Annotated in this window: 15 protein-coding genes; 5 read left to right on the top strand and 10 right to left on the bottom strand. The window is 67.7% G+C overall.

The window, feature by feature from the left end:
- Nucleotides 1–782: 782 nt before the first annotated feature.
- From ACT3UE_RS14050 to ACT3UE_RS14060, 3 genes are all read right to left on the bottom strand, one after another.
- A complete protein-coding gene (locus ACT3UE_RS14050) occupies nt 783–1,346 on the bottom strand; it encodes a hypothetical protein (RefSeq protein WP_444566912.1) in 564 nt (187 codons plus the stop codon).
- Complete coding sequence (locus ACT3UE_RS14055) at nt 1,346–2,512, bottom strand: globin domain-containing protein (RefSeq protein WP_444566913.1); 1,167 nt, start codon at nt 2,510–2,512, stop codon at nt 1,346–1,348. Before ACT3UE_RS14055 ends, ACT3UE_RS14050 begins: the two co-directional genes overlap by 1 nt.
- Before the next feature lie 299 nt (nt 2,513–2,811).
- Nucleotides 2,812–3,228, bottom strand: a complete 417-nt coding sequence (locus tag ACT3UE_RS14060) for a YccF domain-containing protein (RefSeq protein WP_444554887.1) — start codon at nt 3,226–3,228, stop codon at nt 2,812–2,814.
- Nucleotides 3,229–3,316: 88 nt separating this feature from the next.
- On the opposite strand from ACT3UE_RS14060, the gene trmB reads away from it, so the two are divergent.
- A complete protein-coding gene (trmB, locus tag ACT3UE_RS14065) occupies nt 3,317–4,207 on the top strand; it encodes a tRNA (guanosine(46)-N7)-methyltransferase TrmB (RefSeq protein WP_444554886.1) in 891 nt (296 codons plus the stop codon).
- On the opposite strand, the gene ACT3UE_RS14070 is transcribed toward trmB, so the two are convergent.
- The 7 genes from ACT3UE_RS14070 to ACT3UE_RS14100 form a co-directional block, all read right to left on the bottom strand.
- Nucleotides 4,200–5,138 carry an alpha/beta hydrolase gene (locus ACT3UE_RS14070; protein WP_444566914.1) on the bottom strand — a complete coding sequence of 313 codons (939 nt, stop codon included), beginning with the start codon at nt 5,136–5,138 and terminating at the stop codon, nt 4,200–4,202. The two genes, trmB and ACT3UE_RS14070, sit on opposite strands and share 8 nt — an antisense overlap.
- A gap of 11 nt (nt 5,139–5,149) precedes the next feature.
- Nucleotides 5,150–5,596, bottom strand: a complete 447-nt coding sequence (locus ACT3UE_RS14075) for a heat shock protein transcriptional repressor HspR (RefSeq protein ID WP_444554884.1) — start codon at nt 5,594–5,596, stop codon at nt 5,150–5,152.
- Between the two features lie 60 nt (nt 5,597–5,656).
- Entirely contained in the window at nt 5,657–6,634 is a 978-nt protein-coding gene (locus tag ACT3UE_RS14080) for a DnaJ C-terminal domain-containing protein (protein ID WP_444554883.1), read from the bottom strand.
- A gap of 82 nt (nt 6,635–6,716) precedes the next feature.
- On the bottom strand, nt 6,717–7,352 hold the full coding sequence (locus ACT3UE_RS14085) for a nucleotide exchange factor GrpE (RefSeq protein ID WP_444554882.1): 636 nt from the start codon (nt 7,350–7,352) through the stop codon (nt 6,717–6,719).
- 15 nt (nt 7,353–7,367) lie between these two features.
- Nucleotides 7,368–9,227: a molecular chaperone DnaK gene (dnaK, locus tag ACT3UE_RS14090; protein WP_444554881.1), complete on the bottom strand. Its 1,860-nt coding sequence runs from the start codon at nt 9,225–9,227 to the stop codon at nt 7,368–7,370.
- A gap of 243 nt (nt 9,228–9,470) precedes the next feature.
- Nucleotides 9,471–11,183 (bottom strand): DEAD/DEAH box helicase, encoded by a 1,713-nt coding sequence (locus tag ACT3UE_RS14095; protein WP_444554880.1) that lies wholly within the window; start codon nt 11,181–11,183, stop codon nt 9,471–9,473.
- Between the two features lie 269 nt (nt 11,184–11,452).
- Nucleotides 11,453–13,615 (bottom strand): MMPL family transporter, encoded by a 2,163-nt coding sequence (locus ACT3UE_RS14100; RefSeq protein ID WP_444566915.1) that lies wholly within the window; start codon nt 13,613–13,615, stop codon nt 11,453–11,455.
- Nucleotides 13,616–13,753: 138 nt separating this feature from the next.
- On the opposite strand from ACT3UE_RS14100, the gene ACT3UE_RS14105 reads away from it, so the two are divergent.
- Genes ACT3UE_RS14105 through ACT3UE_RS14120 form a run of 4 tightly spaced genes read left to right on the top strand, consistent with a single transcriptional unit; the run spans nt 13,754 to nt 17,537 of the window.
- Entirely contained in the window at nt 13,754–14,224 is a 471-nt protein-coding gene (locus ACT3UE_RS14105; protein WP_444566916.1) for a MarR family winged helix-turn-helix transcriptional regulator, read from the top strand.
- A gap of 27 nt (nt 14,225–14,251) precedes the next feature.
- Entirely contained in the window at nt 14,252–14,878 is a 627-nt protein-coding gene (locus ACT3UE_RS14110; protein ID WP_444554877.1) for a LysE family transporter, read from the top strand.
- Nucleotides 14,879–14,932: 54 nt separating this feature from the next.
- Nucleotides 14,933–15,436, top strand: a complete 504-nt coding sequence (locus ACT3UE_RS14115; protein WP_444566917.1) for a low molecular weight protein-tyrosine-phosphatase — start codon at nt 14,933–14,935, stop codon at nt 15,434–15,436.
- Nucleotides 15,426–17,537 carry a chorismate-binding protein gene (locus ACT3UE_RS14120; protein ID WP_444566918.1) on the top strand — a complete coding sequence of 704 codons (2,112 nt, stop codon included), beginning with the start codon at nt 15,426–15,428 and terminating at the stop codon, nt 17,535–17,537. Before ACT3UE_RS14115 ends, ACT3UE_RS14120 begins: the two co-directional genes overlap by 11 nt.
- Nucleotides 17,538–17,539: the final 2 nt, after the last annotated feature.

A 17,539-nucleotide genomic window follows, 5' to 3' on the forward strand; every position in this document is an offset into this window, starting at 1 on the left:
ACCGAGCATGAACCGCCGCTCAACACTCCTGCGCGTATTCGATGAAGCCGGTACACCCGTCTGAGCGGTTCCTCCGTATGGCTCGTCGTGGAACGATCTGGGGTATAGGGATATTTGTTTAGCCACCTGATGTGCAAAGCTTCCCTGCCCTACGAGGCCCCGAACGCCGGGCACTTTGAGGACCTGCGCTGGGCGTGTTAAGACGGAGCTTCGGGTAGCGCCTGTGTAACGAAGTGGTAGCAAGTGTGCGGGTAGCGGTGTCGCGGAGGTTTTCGCCACCGTCCAACTGGGGGTCACCGCGGCCGTGGGTGAATGTCGCAAGACCCCGCTCATGACCAACTTCCGCCAAGTGCTTGCCTTGCTTTCGTGAACGCGCCCCCAATCCGCAGAACGAAAGGAGGGCCGCTTGTTCGCGCCGCGATCGCCAAGGCCTGGCGCGCGCTCGTCGACAAGCAGCAGTGCAGGCGGGAGGAGAGCAAATCGCTCACCGTCAAGGACCTCGACTGCCTATTTGCCGATGGTGAGAAAGTGCTATCCGATAGCCGTGCCCGCGCTACGGGATGTCTAAACAAGAGCTATCGGAAGCTCCGTCTTAAAAAGTCTCGTCCTCCTCCGACTATTTGCAACCGGACTTCTTTCGCAGCTGCAGCCGAAACACCTCAACGCACGTCAAGAAGTTCTCATTTTGCGTGGATTAAGAATTCTCATACTGGCAGGAACTTCTGCAAAATCGATACAAAAATTCTCAAATTGTACCGGACCCTACAAGTGCTACCGCCGGCTCAGGAGCCACCCCCCGCGCCCGGCTCCGAGGCAGTGGCGCCGAACTGCGGCAAATGGCCCAACTGATCCACCTGTTCGGCCAGGGCGTCGATCACGGAGCGCAACTGGACCTGGGCCACCCGGGTGTAGGTGCGGACATACTCGATCTCCGGGACCGGCTCCCCGTATCCGGGGACGGCCGGGGCGGCGGCGGAACCGGCGCTACCCGCATTGTCTTCGGCCTTCTGCAGGATTTCCGAATATTGCTTTCGGGCCCCGTCGATGAGGTCATGGGCATATTGCTCGGCCTCGCTGACGTGCTTATCGGCGATGACCTGCGCCCGACTGAGCAGGTTCACGGTTTCGGCACTGACATCAAGGCCGGAGCCCCGATCCTCTTCAGCGCGTCGTCGCAGCGTCCGGATCTCCTCGCGGTCCGAAGCCATCTGGACGGAGGCATCGGCCAGGAACAGATTGATGGCCACGGGGTCGAGCCCGCCGACCTCCACGGCCGGGAACATGGCGTCACGGACGGCCTCCGGTGTCAGGGCGCGGGCTGATCGGGTGTCATTGGCATAGGGCATTATCGTGATCCTTCTTCGTCACTCTGGCCGATGGCCGAGGAACTCTCATCTAGGGTTGCGAACGTCTCGAAGCGGAGATCATCCGGAGCAAGTCCGGCGGTCCCCAGTTGGGCCACGGCATGCCCGACCATGGGCGGGGACCCGCAGACCAGGGCCGTCCGGCCGGCCCACGAGCCTTCGGCGGCCGCCGCGGAACCCACCAGTCCACGCAGCCCGTGGAAGGTCGGATCGTCCGAGACGACCGGTCGGTAGGTGAACCAGGGCTGTTCCGCCAGGCGGGTGAGCTTCTCGTGGTCGTAGAGGTTCCACGGCAGGCGGGCCCCATGGAACAGGTCAACCCGCGGCCCGGTTCCTTCGGTCGTCCACTGGGTGCCGACCTGGTCCAGGACCGCCGCCAGAGGCGCCAGCCCCGTGCCGCCGGCCACCAGGAGAAGGTCCTTCCCGTTCCGGGGACGGGTGAGCTGGTCGCCCATCGGGGCTCCGAGCCGGGCCGTGTCCCCGGGACGGATCTTGCGTACCGCGGTGCTACTGAACTGCCCGCCGGGCACCAACTGGATATGCAGTTCCACCAGGCCGTCCGGCTGCGGCTGGTTGGCGGGGGTCACGTAACGCCATAATCGGGGCAGCCGCCCCAGTTCCATGGCCATGGATTGGCCCGGCAGGTAGTCCATGGCCGGGGTGGTCCGCAGCTGGATCACCGTCACGTCGATGCTGCGCCGGTCAACGGAGACCACCTCGGCATCCCACCATGGGGGTGAATCCTCGGCGGCGTCCTCGGCGGCCACGACCATGATCTTCGCGATCTGGCCGTAGGCCGCGGACCAGTCCGCCGCGACGCTTTCGGTCCATCGGCTGCCCAGGAACTGCTTGAGGGTCGCCAGCAGCGAGGAACCAACGGCGGAGTAGTGTTCGGGTTCCACCGCGAATCGCCGGTGATCGCGGCCCAGTTCCTCGACGAATCCGGTATCGGAATCCAGTTTCTCCACATTGCTCACGATGTGCCCCAGCGCGCCGAACAGCTTATCGCGTTGGCTGGCCATGGAGACCGGGAACATCTCGCGCAGTTCCGGATGGGTGATGAACAGATGGGAATAGAAGTACAAGGGGGCTTCGTCGCCCGCCTGGGACATATCGGCCCAGGTGCTCTTGAGCATTTCAACATTCATGGCAGCCCCCGAAGTCCTGGAACACGGACGCTTTCGGCGTCGTCTCCCGACTCGATGCGGCGGCCCTCTGACCTATTCGGTCCATGTATTGCTATCAACTCTCATTGTGGGGGCGATCACTAACGGTCGATAACTATGCCACATAAGTCAAGGACGGAAGAGTGCAATTCGAGAGGAATCGTCTTCCCTGCCGGCCCGACCGGCGGCTGGAGGCCCGGGTCGACGGCCTCGGGGCACATGCCGGGGCGGCGGGATCCGCGGGCCCGGCAGGCTGCTTGGTTCGCCGGACCCGGAACCGTTCAGGCGGCCGGGCCCATCGGCAGGCGCGACCCCGAGGGCACGATGACCTTGCCCAGGGGCACCAGGGAGACGGGGATCAGTTTGAGGTTGGCGATGCCCAGCGGAATGCCGATGATGCTGACGAACATCGGGATGGCGGTGACCACATGCCCGATGGCGATCCAGATCCCCGCCACGAGGATCCACACGACATTGCCCACGGTGGAGAAGAAGCCGGTCCGCCCGCCCCGGTCCACGATGGTGCGGCCGAAGGGCCACAGCGCATAGTTGGCGATCCTGAACGAGGCCAGCCCGAAGGGGATGGTCACGATCAGCACGCAACACACGACCCCGGCGGCCAGGTAGCCCAGGGCCAGCCAGAATCCGCCGAAGACGAGCCAGATGATGTTCAGGATCAGGTTCAGGGGTCCGTTCATGTCTCCAGTGTGCCCGTCCGCGGCCGGCGCCGCCATCCGGGAAGACCCTGACATGACGTCCATCGCGGCGACGACTAACGTGGACCCAATGAATGATCCCGCAGCCCCCAAGCCCCCTGTCAACGGCCGCGCCGCCGACGATTTGCGCTTCTACCGGACCGATCCGGTGTCCTTCGTCCGCCGCGGGTCCCGTTTGCACGGCAAGCGCAAGGACTCCTGGGACCGGCTCTCCGGGGACTACGTCATCCAGGTTCCACGCCATCATGCAGACACCTCGGTCCACGAGGATTTCCGCTTCGACGCCGAGGAGGCCTTCGGCCGTCGGGCCCCGCTGACCGTGGAGATCGGTACCGGGCTGGGCGAAGCCATCGCCGAAGCCGCCGAAGCCCATCCCGAACGGGATTTCCTCGCCGTGGAGGTCTATCTGCCCGGCCTGGCCCAGTTGATGGCCCGGATCGACGCGAAGGGGCTGACCAATGTGCGGGCCGTGCAGGCCAACGCCCCCGAGGTCCTCGATGTGATGCTGGAGCCCGGTTCGGTGGATGAACTCTGGATCTTCTTCTCCGACCCCTGGCATAAGACCCGGCACCACAAGCGTCGGCTCATCAAGGAATCGTTCCTGCCCAAGGCCGCCCGTGTGCTGGCCCCCGGCGGCATCTGGCGCCTGGCCACCGATTGGTCGCAGTATGCCGAACAGATGCGTTCGATCCTCGACGCCTCGAAGGATTTCACATCCCTGCACCCCGGCGAATGCGCCGGGGAGGACTCCCCCCTGAGCCGGGTCCGCCGCGACGGTCTGGAGGGCCACGACCCGGAGCCGGGTTTCACAGACGATCTCGGGGGGTGGGCCCCACGCTACGCGGGGCGGGTGCGCACGAGCTTCGAGGCCAAGGCCGTGGCCGCGGGCCGTCTGGTCTTCGATCTGGCCTACCGCCGGGAACCGGAGGCGGACGGGGACCGCCGGGGGCCGGTCAGCTGAACGGAGGGGTCCCCCCGATGAGGATCCGGGCCAGGTTGTGCAGCGAGAGCGTGCCGGGGTCCCGATAGCCGTATTCGGGGTCATCGGATCCGGGCACGAAGCGGGAGGTGTTGTGCCCGGTGACGGCATGCAGCCCCGATTCCGGGTGTCCTTCCACGGCGAACGGCAGCCCGGCGACCGTGGTCCGCCCACTGAGGAGCCGGCCGCATCGGGCCAGCAGGTCCCGGCTCGCCACGGCCTCGTATCGGCGGCTTGATGGGATGCCCAAGTCAGACGGGTCCCGCAACAAGCGGTCCGGAATTCCCGCCGAACCAATGGTGGCCAGCGTGTCGATCAAGGGGCCCGCCTGGCCGGCCGGGGGTGGTTCGGCATCCAACCGGGCGAGCGCGTACGCGGCCAACGTCGCCCCGTAGGAATGTGCTTCGATCGCCATCCTGGCCGTACGGGGAAGGAGCTCCCCGACCCGACGGATGTCGAAGGCCAGCCGCGCGGCACAGGTCCGGGCGGTACGGTCCGAGAGGGCCCTGAACATCCCCGGTGCGGGATACCCGAGCCAGGCGATGACGGCCGGGGCTCCGGCACCGGCGGCCCGCTGTTCAAGCAGGAGTTCGCCGGCTTCACGGGCCGTGCCCCACATGGCGGTTCCGGGACGGATGCCTGCCCCGGAGACCTGCCAGGTCAGGTGGGTGGCATGGTCGGGGTCCCCGAGCACCACGGCCGCCAACGGATGCGGTCCTTCCAGGTCCAGGAAGAGCAGCCGTCTGGCGGGAAGCCGCCGGTGCATGGACGTGGGCCTCAGCGCATGGGCGACCCCGTCCACTGCCGCCTTGCGGTCCTGATCGAATCCGTCACGCCGGCCCTTGGTGATCTCGAAGCCGCGCTCCGCCCGCTCGATCAGCTCGGCAACGGTCGCCAGCGTCCCGGGGACCATGAGGTGTCCGCCTAGTCCTGGGCTCGCCAGATGACGACGGCCTGGCTGCGGGCCCTGGGGCGTTCCCCCCGGGCCAGGGTGACGACGTCACCGCCGCCGGCTCCGGCGGCAAAGACCCGTTCCATCTCCGAGGACCTGCGGTCGGCTTCGGCCAGTTCCTGACTCAGTTCCGCCACACGGGAACGCAGCGCCGCAACCTGGTTCTCGAGTTCCAGGACCCGCCGGATCCCTTCCAGCGAGACCCCCGCCTTCGAGAGGCTCTGGACCTCCCGCAGCAATTCGACATCATGCTTGGAATAGCGCCGCTGCTTGCCGCGCTGCCGCGAGGGCGAGACCAATCCCATGCGGTCGTACTGGCGCAGTGTCTGCGGGTGCATATCGGCCAGTTCGGCCGCGACGGAGATCACGAATACCGGGATGAAACGATCGTTGATGGCCAGTGCCTTGCCTACCGCCATGTGCTTGCCTCCTCCTGGTGTGTTCGGTTCCGCCGTGCTTCCCGCGCCCCGGGCCCGCCGCTAGAGTACCGCCTTGGTGGCGATCCCGGCGCGGGGATCCGCGTCGGCGGTTGCTTCGGCGAAGGCCTTGACGGCTTCCTGCGCCTCGGCATTGAGCTTCTGCGGTACGACGACCTCGACGGTGACCAGCAGATCGCCGACGGCCTTGGACGTCTTCACCCCGCGCCCCTTCAGCCGCAGGGTCCGCCCCGATGAGGTCCCGGCGGGGATCTTCATCTTCACGGTCTCCCCGGTCAGCGTGGGGACCTCCAACGTGGCTCCCAGGGCGGCCTCGGAGAAGCCCACCGGCAGGTGGATCCGGATGTTGTTGCCCTCGCGGGCGAAGAAGGCATGCGGTTTGACCGAAACCTTCACCAACAGGTCCCCGTTTCCTGCCGGGCTGCGCTGGCCCTTGCCCCGGACCCTGACACTCTGGCCGTCACGGATGCCCGCGGGGATGCGCACGTCGATGACGTCGCCATCGGGTTCGCGCAGTCCGATGCTGGTGCCGCGGATGGACCCGGCGAAGGAAATCGTGGTCGAAGCGGTCCGATCGGCGCCCTTCTGCGGGGCCTGCTGGAAGCCGCCGAATCCGCCACCACCAAAGAGGTCCGCGAATTCGGGGGGAACCTGGCCGCCTCCGGGGAACCCGCCACCGCGGCGTCCCCCGCCCCCCTGGTTGAACAGGTTGCCGAAGACGTCGTCGAATCCCGCGCCGCCACCGGAGGGCCCTCCGGCGCCTCCGGAGGTGAACCGGGCGCCGGATCCCATCGCCCGGATGGCGTCGTACTGTTCGCGTTCCTCGGGGTCGGACAGCACCGAATTGGCCTCGGTGATGTCCTTGAACTTCTTTTCCGCGGCCTCATCGCCGGGATTGGTGTCGGGGTGGTATTTGCGCGCCATCTTGCGGTAGGACTTCTTGATATCGGCGTCGCTGGCGTCCTTGGAGACGCCGAGGGTGGCGTAGAAATCCTTGTTGACCCAATCCTGACTGGCCATCGGGCGCCTCCTGTTTCCTGGTTGTTTCTCAAGCTAATGGGGTCCCGGCCGCCCCACCGGTGGTGGGGCGGCCGGGGGTGGTTCATTCTCCCGTGGAGACAACCACCTGGGCGGCACGGATGACGCGCTCGCCCTTCTGGTAGCCGATCCGCAGGACCTGGGCCACGTGGTCCTCGGGGACCTCGGAGCTGGGTTGCTGCATCAGGGCCTCGTGGAAGTTCGGGTCGAAGACGACCCCCACTTCCTCGATCCGGGTCAGTCCGTGGCCCGCGAGGATGGCGTCGATCTTGTTCGCCACCGCCGCGAACGGCCCTTCCTCGAGATCGCCGTGCTTGCGGGCGGCGTCGAGATCGTCGAGTACGGGCAGCAGGCTGACGAGCACCGACTGGACGGCGAGGTCGCGCACGGATTCCCGATCGCGCTCGACGCGCTTGCGGTAGTTCACGTACTCGGCCTGCAGACGCAGCAGGTCGTTACGCAGTTCCGCTTCGACGTCGGACGCCGCCGCGGGCTGCTCCTGCTGGTCGCCTGCCTCGTTGAGGATCTGCTCGGCCTGGGCCAGCGCATCCTCCGACTCGGCACCTTCCGCTGCAGCGGTCGCTTCCTCATGCCCTTCGGCGCCGCGCACTTCGCCCGTCTCGGGATCGACCTTGCGCTTATCGGTGAAGCGCACCGGCTCGTCGCCGTCGTGCTCTTCTTCGTTGCCGTGTTCTGGCATCAGATTCGAACCGCCTTACTTCTTCTCTTCGTCTTCTTCGTCGACAACCTCGGCGTCGACGATGTCCTCGTCGGGCGCCTCGGTGCCTTCGGACTCCCCGGCTTCACCGGCGGCGCCTTCGGACTCGGCCTGGGCGTAGATGGCTTCGCCGAGCTTGGTCTGCGACTCCTGGAGCTTCTCGTACGCGGCCTTGACCTCGTCGTCGTTGTCCTGGCCCTCAAGGGCAGCCTTGACGGCGTCGACGTCGGCCTGGACCTCGGTCTTGACCTCCTCGGGCAGCTTGTCCTCGTTGTCCTTGATGAGCTTGTCCACGGAGTAGGCGGACTGCTCGGCGGAGTTGCGGGTGTCGGCGGCCTCGCGGCGCACCTTGTCCTCGGCGGCGTGCTCCTCGGCTTCCTGGACCATGCGGTCGATGTCTTCCTTCGCCAGCGAGGTACCGCCGGTGATGGTCATCGACTGCTCGGTGCCGGTGCCCTTGTCCTTGGCGGAGACGTGCACGATGCCGTTGGCGTCGATGTCGAAGGTGACCTCGACCTGCGGCACGCCACGCTGGGCCGGCGCGATGCCGGTCAGTTCGAACGTGCCCAGCGGCTTGTTGTCCCGGGTGAACTCGCGTTCGCCCTGGAAGACCTGGATCGACACGGACGGCTGGTTGTCGTCGGCCGTGGTGAAGGTTTCCGAACGCTTGGTCGGGATGGCCGTGTTGCGCTCGATGAGCTTGGTCATCACCCCGCCCTTGGTCTCGATGCCCAGCGATAGCGGGGTCACGTCGATCAGCAGGACGTCCTTGCGCTCGCCCTTCAGGACACCGGCCTGCAGCGCGGCGCCCACGGCGACGACCTCATCCGGGTTGACGCCCTTGTTGGCTTCCTTGCCGGCCAGTTCCTGGACCAGCTCGGCAACGGCCGGCATGCGGGTGGAGCCGCCGACGAGGATGACGTGCGCGATATCGGAGACCTTGACGCCGGCTTCCTTGATCACGTCGTTGAACGGCTTGCGGGCCCGCTCCAGCAGATCCTTGGTGAGGTCCTGGAACTTGGCGCGGGAGAGGTGCTCGTCCAGGTGGACCGGGCCATCGGCGGTGACCGAAAGGTACTGCAGCGAGATGTTGGTGCTGGAGGCGCTGGAGAGTTCCTTCTTGGCCTGCTCGGCCGCTTCCTTCAGACGCTGCAGGGCGATCTTGTCCTTGGACAGGTCGGCACCCTTGGCCTTGGCCTGGGACAGCAGCCAGTCGACGACGCGCTGATCCCAGTCGTCGCCACCGAGGCGGTTGTCGCCGGAGGTCGAGCGCACCTGGATGGTGGAGAAGTCGTCTTCGTCCTTGCCGACTTCGAGCAGCGAGACGTCGAAGGTGCCGCCGCCGAGGTCGAACACGAGGATCAGCTCGTCTTCCTTGCCCTTGTCCAGGCCGTAGGCCAGTGCGGCAGCCGTGGGCTCGTTGACGATGCGCAGCACGTTCAGGCCCGAGATCTCGCCGGCTTCCTTGGTGGCCTGGCGCTCGGCGTCGTTGAAGTAGGCCGGGACGGTGATGACCGCGTCGGTGACCTTTTCGCCCAGGTAGGACTCGGCGTCGTGCTTAAGCTTCATGAGGGTACGGGCGGAGATTTCCTGCGCCGTGTACTTCTTGTCATCGATGGTGGTGCTCCAGTCGGTGCCCATGCTGCGCTTGACCGAGGAGATCGTGCGATCGATGTTGTTGACTGCCTGGCGCTTGGCGATTTCGCCGACCAGGACTTCGCCGGCCTTGGAGAAGGCCACCACGGACGGAGTGGTGCGTGCGCCTTCGGCGTTGGCGATGACAGTGGGCTCGCCGCCTTCCAGGACGGAGACGACCGAGTTGGTGGTTCCGAGGTCGATACCTACGGCACGAGACATAATGCATCCTTCTTTCCGGTGGGAAATGCTGGTTCCTCCGCCCAACCGGGGAGGTTGAGCGTTCTGCACTCAAGTCTACTCGGGCTCATTTCATTGTCAATTCGAACTTGAGCGCAGTTGGCTCAAGTTTGGATTCCGGCCCCGATCCGGGCACGCAAAAGGCGCCTTTGCCCCGTCAAATGACGGGGCAACGGCGCCTGGGACGGTGAACGGGGTGATCCGATTCACCTCATGCGTGGAGGTCTAGCCCTTGGAATTGGACTGCGGTGCTCCGGCTCGACGGCTACCGCGACCGCGCCCCGGGCGTCCGGCGCCAAGGGCTTCCTGGGTCTTCTGCCCGATGGCGTCACCGATGGTGCTGCCCTGGCGGGCCCCCGATGAGGTGGGACGCGGGGACGAGGACGGGCGGCTGGTGTTGGCATCGCGCCCCTCGGGACGCCCCGACCCCTGGCGCTGTCCGGAACGGCTGCGGCCGCCCCCGGAACGCTGGCTTCCGGCACGCTGGCCGCCATTGCGCCCTCCGGCACGCTCACCGTTGCGTTCCCCGCGCACGGGGCCCGGACGGCCGCCGCGCTCGCCACGGGGCCGGTCATCACGTGACCGCTCGCCTCCGTCGCGTCCGCCACGGCTGTCGACACCGGCTGCGGAGCCTTCGCCACGAGCCGCCGGACGCCCCGGACGTGAGTTCCCGCGCCCGCCCCGGCGGCGTCCACGGCCTCCGGCGGCATCGGAATCGGCCAGGGTCTTGGCGCGCGGGTTCGATTGCGGGCGCGGCGCCACATAGGTGACCGGCTCGGCCTTGTCGCCGCGGACGGCGGCCACGGCCGCGGACTGCGGGCTGACCTTTTCGAAGGGGACCTTGATCCCGGCGGCCCGCATCAGGGACTTCACGTCCCCCTGCTGGTCGGGGGTCGCGATGGTTGCCACCGCGCCGGCGGATCCGGCGCGGGCGGTCCGGCCGGAACGGTGCAGGTATGCCTTGTGCTCGGCGGGCGGATCGATATGGACGACCAGCTCGACGCCATCGACGTGCACACCACGGGCGGCGACGTCGGTGGCCACCAGCACGCGGGCATCCCCACCGGAGAATGCCGCCAGGTTGCGGTCCCGGGCGTTCTGGCTCAGGTTCCCATGCAGGTCCACCGCGGGGACCCCCGCTTTGGATAGCCAGACGGCCATCTTCTTGGCGTGGTGCTTGGTGCGCATGAACATGATGCGTCGTCCGGTCCCCGACGCCAGTTCGAGCACCAGCTCCTTCTTGGAGTCGGCGTCGACGACGAACACGTGGTGGTCCATGGTGTCCACGGCGGCCTGCGAGGAATCCACCGAGTGGACGACGGGCTGGTCGAGGTAGCGCTGGACGAGTTTGTCGACGCCGTTGTCCAGGGTCGCCGAGAAGAGCATGTGCTGGATGCCGCGCGGGGTCTGGTCCAGGATCCGCTTGACCACGGGCAGGAAACCGAGGTCGGCCATGTGGTCGGCTTCGTCCAGGACGGAGACCTCGACGCGGGAGAGGTCCACGACCTTCTGGCGCAACAGGTCCTCGAGGCGGCCGGGGCAGGCGATGACGATGTCGACGCCGGAGTTCAGCTCCTTCTCCTGGCGGACCTGGGAGACGCCACCGAAGATGACCGTGGTGCGCAGATCCGCGCCTTCGGCCAGCGGGATGACGACCCGGCTGATCTGGGTGGCCAGTTCACGGGTGGGAGCCATGATCAGCGCCCGGGGGAAACGCGCCTTGCGCGGTTTCGGGTTCGCTGCCAGCCGGGCCACCAGCGGCAGCGAGAAGGCCAGCGTCTTGCCGGAGCCGGTCCGGCCCCGACCCAGGACGTCCTTGCCTTCCAGTGTGGAGGGAAGCGTGGCTTCCTGGATGGGGAAGGCGGTGTCGATGCCCTGGCCGGACAGGATGGTCGCCAGGCGTGCGGGCACGCCGAGGGAAGTAAAGGAAACGCTCACGGGGCTGCTTTCGGTCGTTGCTGTGCGCAACCGGGTTCGGCGCGCTATCTCGCCGAAGAAAAGGAATGCCTGGGCCCGGTGGTTCTGGGCTCCGCCGGACCTCCACGGGGGTGGCCGGCCTTCCGCCGCAACGTAGTGCCCCGCTCAAGGCGGGACGACGGCGGGAAAAGGATCAAATCTGTCGACGCATGGCTGGTCCACCGCACATCCTGCCGGTGGGACGAGCCACAAGGGCCCATCCTACCAGCAGGCCGACCGGCCGACCTCCGCTAGTTCCCGACCTTGGACAGTTTCGAGGGCCACCAGATGGCCTTTCCGAGGTCGTGGGCCAGTGCCGGCACCAATAAGGAGCGCACCACCAGGGTGTCCAACAGCACACCGAAGGAGACGATGAAGGCCAGCTGGGCCAGGAACATGATGGGGATGACACCCAAGGCGGCGAAGGTCGCAGCCAGGACGACGCCGGCCGAGGTGATCACCCCGCCGGTGACCGCCAACCCACGCAAGACCCCCTCCCGGGTGCCGTGCTTGAGCGATTCCTCCCTGACCCTGGTCATCAAGAAGATGTTGTAGTCCACCCCGAGCGCCACGAGGAAGACGAACCCGAACAGGGGAACCGAGGGGTCGGCCCCGGGGAAGTCGAAGATCCCGTTGAACACCCAGGCCGAGACGCCCATGGCCGTCCCGTAGGACAGCACCGTGGTGATGACCAGCAGCACCGGGGCCAGGATCGAACGCAGCAGCAGCATGAGGATCACCAGGATGGCCAACAGGATCAGCGGGATGATCTTCACCAGGTCCTCCTCGGCAGTGACGTTGGTGTCCAGGGAGATCGCGGTGGGACCGCCGATGAGTGCGTCCGGATCCACCTGCCGCGCTTCTCGGCGCAGCGACACCACCGACTGTTCCGCTGCGGCGGAATCGGCCGGCGCGTCGAGGGTGATGGAGATCAGGTTCCGTCCGTCCACCTCCTGGGCGGGGCGCTCCCGCCCCGGGGCTCCGACCCCTGCCGGCCCGCCGCCCTCCGCCTGCAGGTAGGCCGAGGCCACGCCGTCGTCCTTCTTCACCGTCTCGAGCATTGTCCCGGCGCTGCCGCTGGCGGTGATCAGCACCGCCGGGCTGCCGGCTCCGGCGTCGAAGTGCCGGGCCAGGACGTCCTGGCCGGTCGCCGATTCGGTCTCGCCCAACACCAGCTCGCTTTGGGGCACCCCGGTGGCCTTGAGCTGGGTGATGCCCAGGGACCCGACGATGAGCACCAGCGCCGTGGCGATCCAGATCCGGCGTGGATGCCTGCCAACCAGCCGGGCCACCGAGCCCCAGAGGCCGATCGCGGCCACGGGAGAGGGATCGAGATGATCGGCATGGTGCGGAACGAACGGCCAGTAGGCGGTCCTGCCCAACAGGGTCAGTGCCGCCGGCAGGAACGTCAGGACGGCAATCACCGAACAGATGATCCCCGAGGCCCCGATCGGCCCGAGCGCCTTATTGGAGTTCAAGTCCGAGAACGTCAGGCACAACAACCCGACGGTGACCGTCCCGGCCGAGGCGACGATGGGTTCGGCGGCCCCCTTCAGCGCCCGGGCGGCGGCATCGAATCCGCGGTGGCCGGCTGCAATGGTCTCCCGATGGCGGGCCACCAGCAGGAGCGAATAGTCGGTGGCGGCGCCGATCACCAGGATCGAGAGGATCCCCTGGCTCTGTCCATCGAGTTTGATCCAGTCCCATTTGGCCATCCAGAACACCGCAAGGATCGCCAGGCACAGGGCGGCGACGGCGGTGAACAGCACCGTGAACGGCAGCAGCAGGGAACGGTAGACCAACAGCAGGATCACCAGGACGGCGCTCAGGGCCACGAGCAGCAGGATCCCGTCGATCCCGGCGAAGGCCTCCACCAGGTCGGCGGTGAATCCCGCCGGGCCCGTGACATAGGCGTCCACCCCGTCGGGGACCTGCTGGGCCAGGACCTCGCGCAGCTCGGCCACGGCGGCGTCGGCTTCCATGTCCTCGGTCAGCGGGACCACCAGTTCCAGCGCCGTGCCGTCCTCGGACGGGAAGGGCCCGGCGATGTCCCCGGAGACCAGGTGCTCCGCCTCGATCTTCTTCTTCAGCGCGTCGGCATCGAAGGATTCGACATCGGCCACGGTTCTTCCTTCGAGCACCACGACGGCGGGGACTGCTTCGCTGTCGCTGAAGCCGGCCTGGGCGTCCAGGGCCTGCGTGGCCTCGGCCGTGGCCGGGAGGAACCCCGCCTGGTCGTTGGTCTGCACCTGGTCCAGCTTCCCGAAGGTCGGACCTCCGACCCCGGCCACCCCGAGCCAGACCGCGACCACGAGCACCGCCAACAGGGCCCGAAGCACCGGCCCCCGGTTCCGGCGGCTCCCGGCCGGTGTCGAGGGCGAACCGGTCTGGGGGTCCTGGCTCTGCTGGGTCATCTCTACTCCTCGGCCCGGGCGGCACGGCCGTCCCCGATGTTTGTTTCTCCCCAGATCCTACTTTAGTTCCACCATGAAATAATATGATTTTCTGATAAAATTATCCGCCTCCACGCCTGCCCGACATAAACTGTCTGCATGGAAAGCCCACCGGATCGTCGCCTCATCGAACTGCTCCAACGGTTCGTCATGGCCACGGACCGCTACGTGGAGACCGCCGGCGCGGGGCACGGAATGCACCGGACCGACCTCAATGCGCTGTCCGTCGTCATGCGCACCGAACAGGAAGGCCAGGCCCCGACGGCCAGCAACCTCTCCGCCGTGCTGAACCTGAGCTCACCGGCGACCACCGCCCTGCTCAACCGCCTCGCCGCCTCCGGACACATCACCCGCGAACGCAACGACGACGATCGCCGGGTGGTCAGGATCCGCAGCACCGCCAGTGCCGCGCAGGACGGGCAGGCCATGTTCACCGCCCTGGCCACCGAGCTCGGCGAGGTCATTGCCCGCTTCGACCCCGCCGAGCGCCTGGTCCTGACCCGATTCATGGCCGACGCCTCGGCGGCCGTGGACCGGGCGACCGGATCGCACCGCCCCGAAACCACGTAGCCGGCTCCGGACCCCTAGAATCCTTGGGTGACCCTCTCCCTCTGGCTTTCGCTGCTGGGTGCCTGCATCCTGATCAGCTTCACCCCCGGCGCCGGGGCGATCAACACCATGAACAATGCCCTCAATGCGGGGTTCCGGCGCTCGTTCTGGGGCATCCTGGGACAACAGGCCGCCTTGCTGGTGCACGTGATGATCGTCGCCGCCGGCATCGGGGTGCTGGTGGCCAACTCACCGGTGGCCTTCGCCGCCATCCGCTATCTGGGCGCCGCCTATCTGGTGTATCTGGGCGTGGGCCTGCTGCGGGCCAAACCGGACCCCGATACGGCGGCGGTGGACGTCAGGGCCCATGAGTCCGGCGTGTCCATGTTCCGGCGCGGGCTCTGGGTGAACCTCCTGAACCCGAAGGCGATCGTCTTCTTCCTGGCGTTCACCCCGCAGTTCATCCGGCCCGCCGCTCCCCTGCTGCCCCAATACCTGATCCTCATCGGGACCATCGTTGCGGTGGACATCCTGGTCATGTGGTTCTTCTTCGCCGCCACGGCCAAAGGATTCCGCCGTTTCACCCGCAATGCCCGCGGCCAACGCATCCTGAACCTCTGCTTCGGGACCTTGTTCATCTTCGTGGCCGCCCTGCTGGTGCTGATGCACCAGTAGCCCCGCCGGGGCGTGAGGCTGTCACCGGAACCACGGCGCACCTAGACTGGCAGCATGTACAGGATCACGACAGTGTGCACCGGCAACATCTGCCGGTCCCCGATGGCCGAACACCTGCTCCGCGCCGCCCTGCAGGAGGCCGGCATCGAAGGCGTGGACGTCGATTCGGCGGGAACGAGCGACTGGGAGATCGGGCGTCCCATGGATCCGCGGGCCGCCGAGCTGCTCAGGCGCCAGGGCCTCGACCCGTCCGGGCATGCCGCCCGCCAGTTCGCCGCCGAGGACTTCGCCGACACTGATCTGGTCCTGGCCCTGGACACCGACCACTTCGGGGCCCTGCGCCGGCTGGCCGGAAACGAATCCGATCGTTCAAAGGTCCACATGCTGCGGTCCTTCGACCCCGAGGTGGCCCAGAAGGCCCCCGCCCAGCAAGGCATCTACGACCCCTGGTACGGCGACGAGGCGGACTTCGCGATCACCGAACAACTCATCACCGCCGCCGTGCCGGGGCTGGTACGCCACATCAGGACCCGGACCGCGGATCCGCGTGGCGCGTAGATCACCGGTCATCATTGCGGTCGATGGCCGCTCCGGGGCCGGCAAGTCCACCCTGGCCCTGGAACTGGCCACCAGTCTGAGGGTCCACCGCAGCGTCTCCCTGTTCCACCTCGAGGACATCTACACCGGCTGGGACGGGCTCGCCCGCGGCCGCGAACGCTATGTCACCGAGGTGCTGGACTCCCTGTATTGGGGTGAGGACGCCCGCTGGACCTCCTGGGATTGGGAGCACGGCACCGACGGCGAGCGCCGCACCACGGTGGCCGCCGACGTCGTCATCGTCGAGGGGGTCGGGGCCTCCTGCCGTCAAGCACGCGCCTATCTGGATGCCAGCATCTGGGTCGAGGTGGAGGACGACGTCCGACGGCGGCGTGCCCTGGCACGGGATGGCGACACCTTCGCCCCGCATTGGGAGCGCTGGGCGGCACAGGAGCAGGGGTGGCTGGACCAGGACCCGGTGATCGAACGCGCCGATGTCATCGTGGCGAACCATGCCGACGGCAGTGCCCCGCCCGATGCACTCCGGGCCCTGACCCAGCTGCCGGTGCTGCAGGAACCCCTGCGGCCCGAACTCCAGGCGGCAGCGAACGGGTCGCTGCTCGCCCGCCGTCTGCCGCTGCCTGACATCCCACAGGTCGCGACCAGCCTCTTTGAACGGTTCTTCCCCGGCGAACATGCCGTCCTGCTGGAATCCTCGAACGCCTCCTGCCCCGGGGCCACCCGCAACCGCTTCAGCATCCTGGCGGACGATGCCGGCGAGGCCGCCGCCCGGGCCGAACACCATGACGGCCTGACCGAGGTGGTCATCGGTTGTGCCCGGGTGCGGGTGGCCGGCCCGTTCTTCGCCTGGCTGGACCGCAACTGGGGCACCGCCCGGCTCCAGGGGCCGGCGGGACTGGACTGCGGCTTCGCCCTGGGGTGGCTCGGCTGGCTGGGCTACGAGCTCGGCCGCGAATCCGGGGCGGTCCCCAACGCCTCCAGCCCGACCCCCGATGCCGCTCTCCTGCACCCGGGACGGGCCCTCGTGATCGACCATGAACGCGCCGAAGCCTGGCTGCTGGCCCTGGAGTCCCCGGATGCCCGCAACTGGCTGGATTCCACGGCCGACGCACTCCGGCGGCTCCCCGGCCCCCGGGCCCATCCGGCCATGGGCGAACCGCCCCTCCCCCCGGAGCCCGCCGCCGCCACGAACCCACCCCCGCGTTTCACCGCACGGGACACCCGGGAGGGATACCTGGCCAAGATCCTTGCCGCCCAAGCCCAGATCACCGAGGGCAACAGCTATGAGATCTGTCTGACCACCACGGTGGAGGCCACCGTCGCCCCGGAGGCCTTCGACCCGTGGCGGACGTATCTGGCCCTGCGTCGGACGAGCCCCGCCCCGTTCGCCCACTACATCCGGTGGGGTGGCACCGTGGTGGCCAGCTCCTCCCCCGAACGTTTCCTGTCCCTGGACGCGGCCGGCCTGTTGCGGGCCGAACCGATCAAGGGCACCCGCCCGCGCTCGCAGGACCCGACCCTGGACGGCAGGCTGGCCCACGATCTGGCGACCTCGCCGAAGGACCGGGCGGAGAACATCATGATCGTGGATCTGCTGCGCAACGACCTCTCCCGCTTTGCTGTTCCCTCGACCCTGCGTGTTCCGCGCCTGTGCGCGGTGGAGAGCTACGCGACCGTCCACCAGCTGGTGTCCACGATCGAGGCCCGGCTGCTCCCCGACGCCCCGCGGGCCGAGGCCGTGGCCGCCGCCTTCCCGCCGGGGTCCATGACCGGGGCCCCGAAGATCTCGACGATGGCCATCCTGGACCGGCTCGAGGAGGGCCGGCCCCGCGGGGTGTATTCGGGGGCCGTCGGATACTTCTCCCACACCTCGGCCGCCGATCTGGCCGTGGTCATCCGCACGCTGGTCGCCCGACAGGATCCGGGGACCACCTCGGGGCCCGACGTCGCGCAGGCAGCCCCCGGCCCGTGGCGACTCGGCCTGGGACTGGGCGGGGCCATCACCGCCGATTCGGATCCGGCCGGGGAATGGGATGAGGTCACGACCAAATCCCGGGGCGTGCTCTCGGCCCTGGGCACCGGGTTCGACGCCGGGGACTGACC

The sequence above is a fragment of the Arthrobacter sp. 179 genome, from assembly GCF_052379645.1.
In the GTDB taxonomy this organism is placed as follows: Bacteria; Actinomycetota; Actinomycetes; order Actinomycetales; family Micrococcaceae; genus Arthrobacter_H.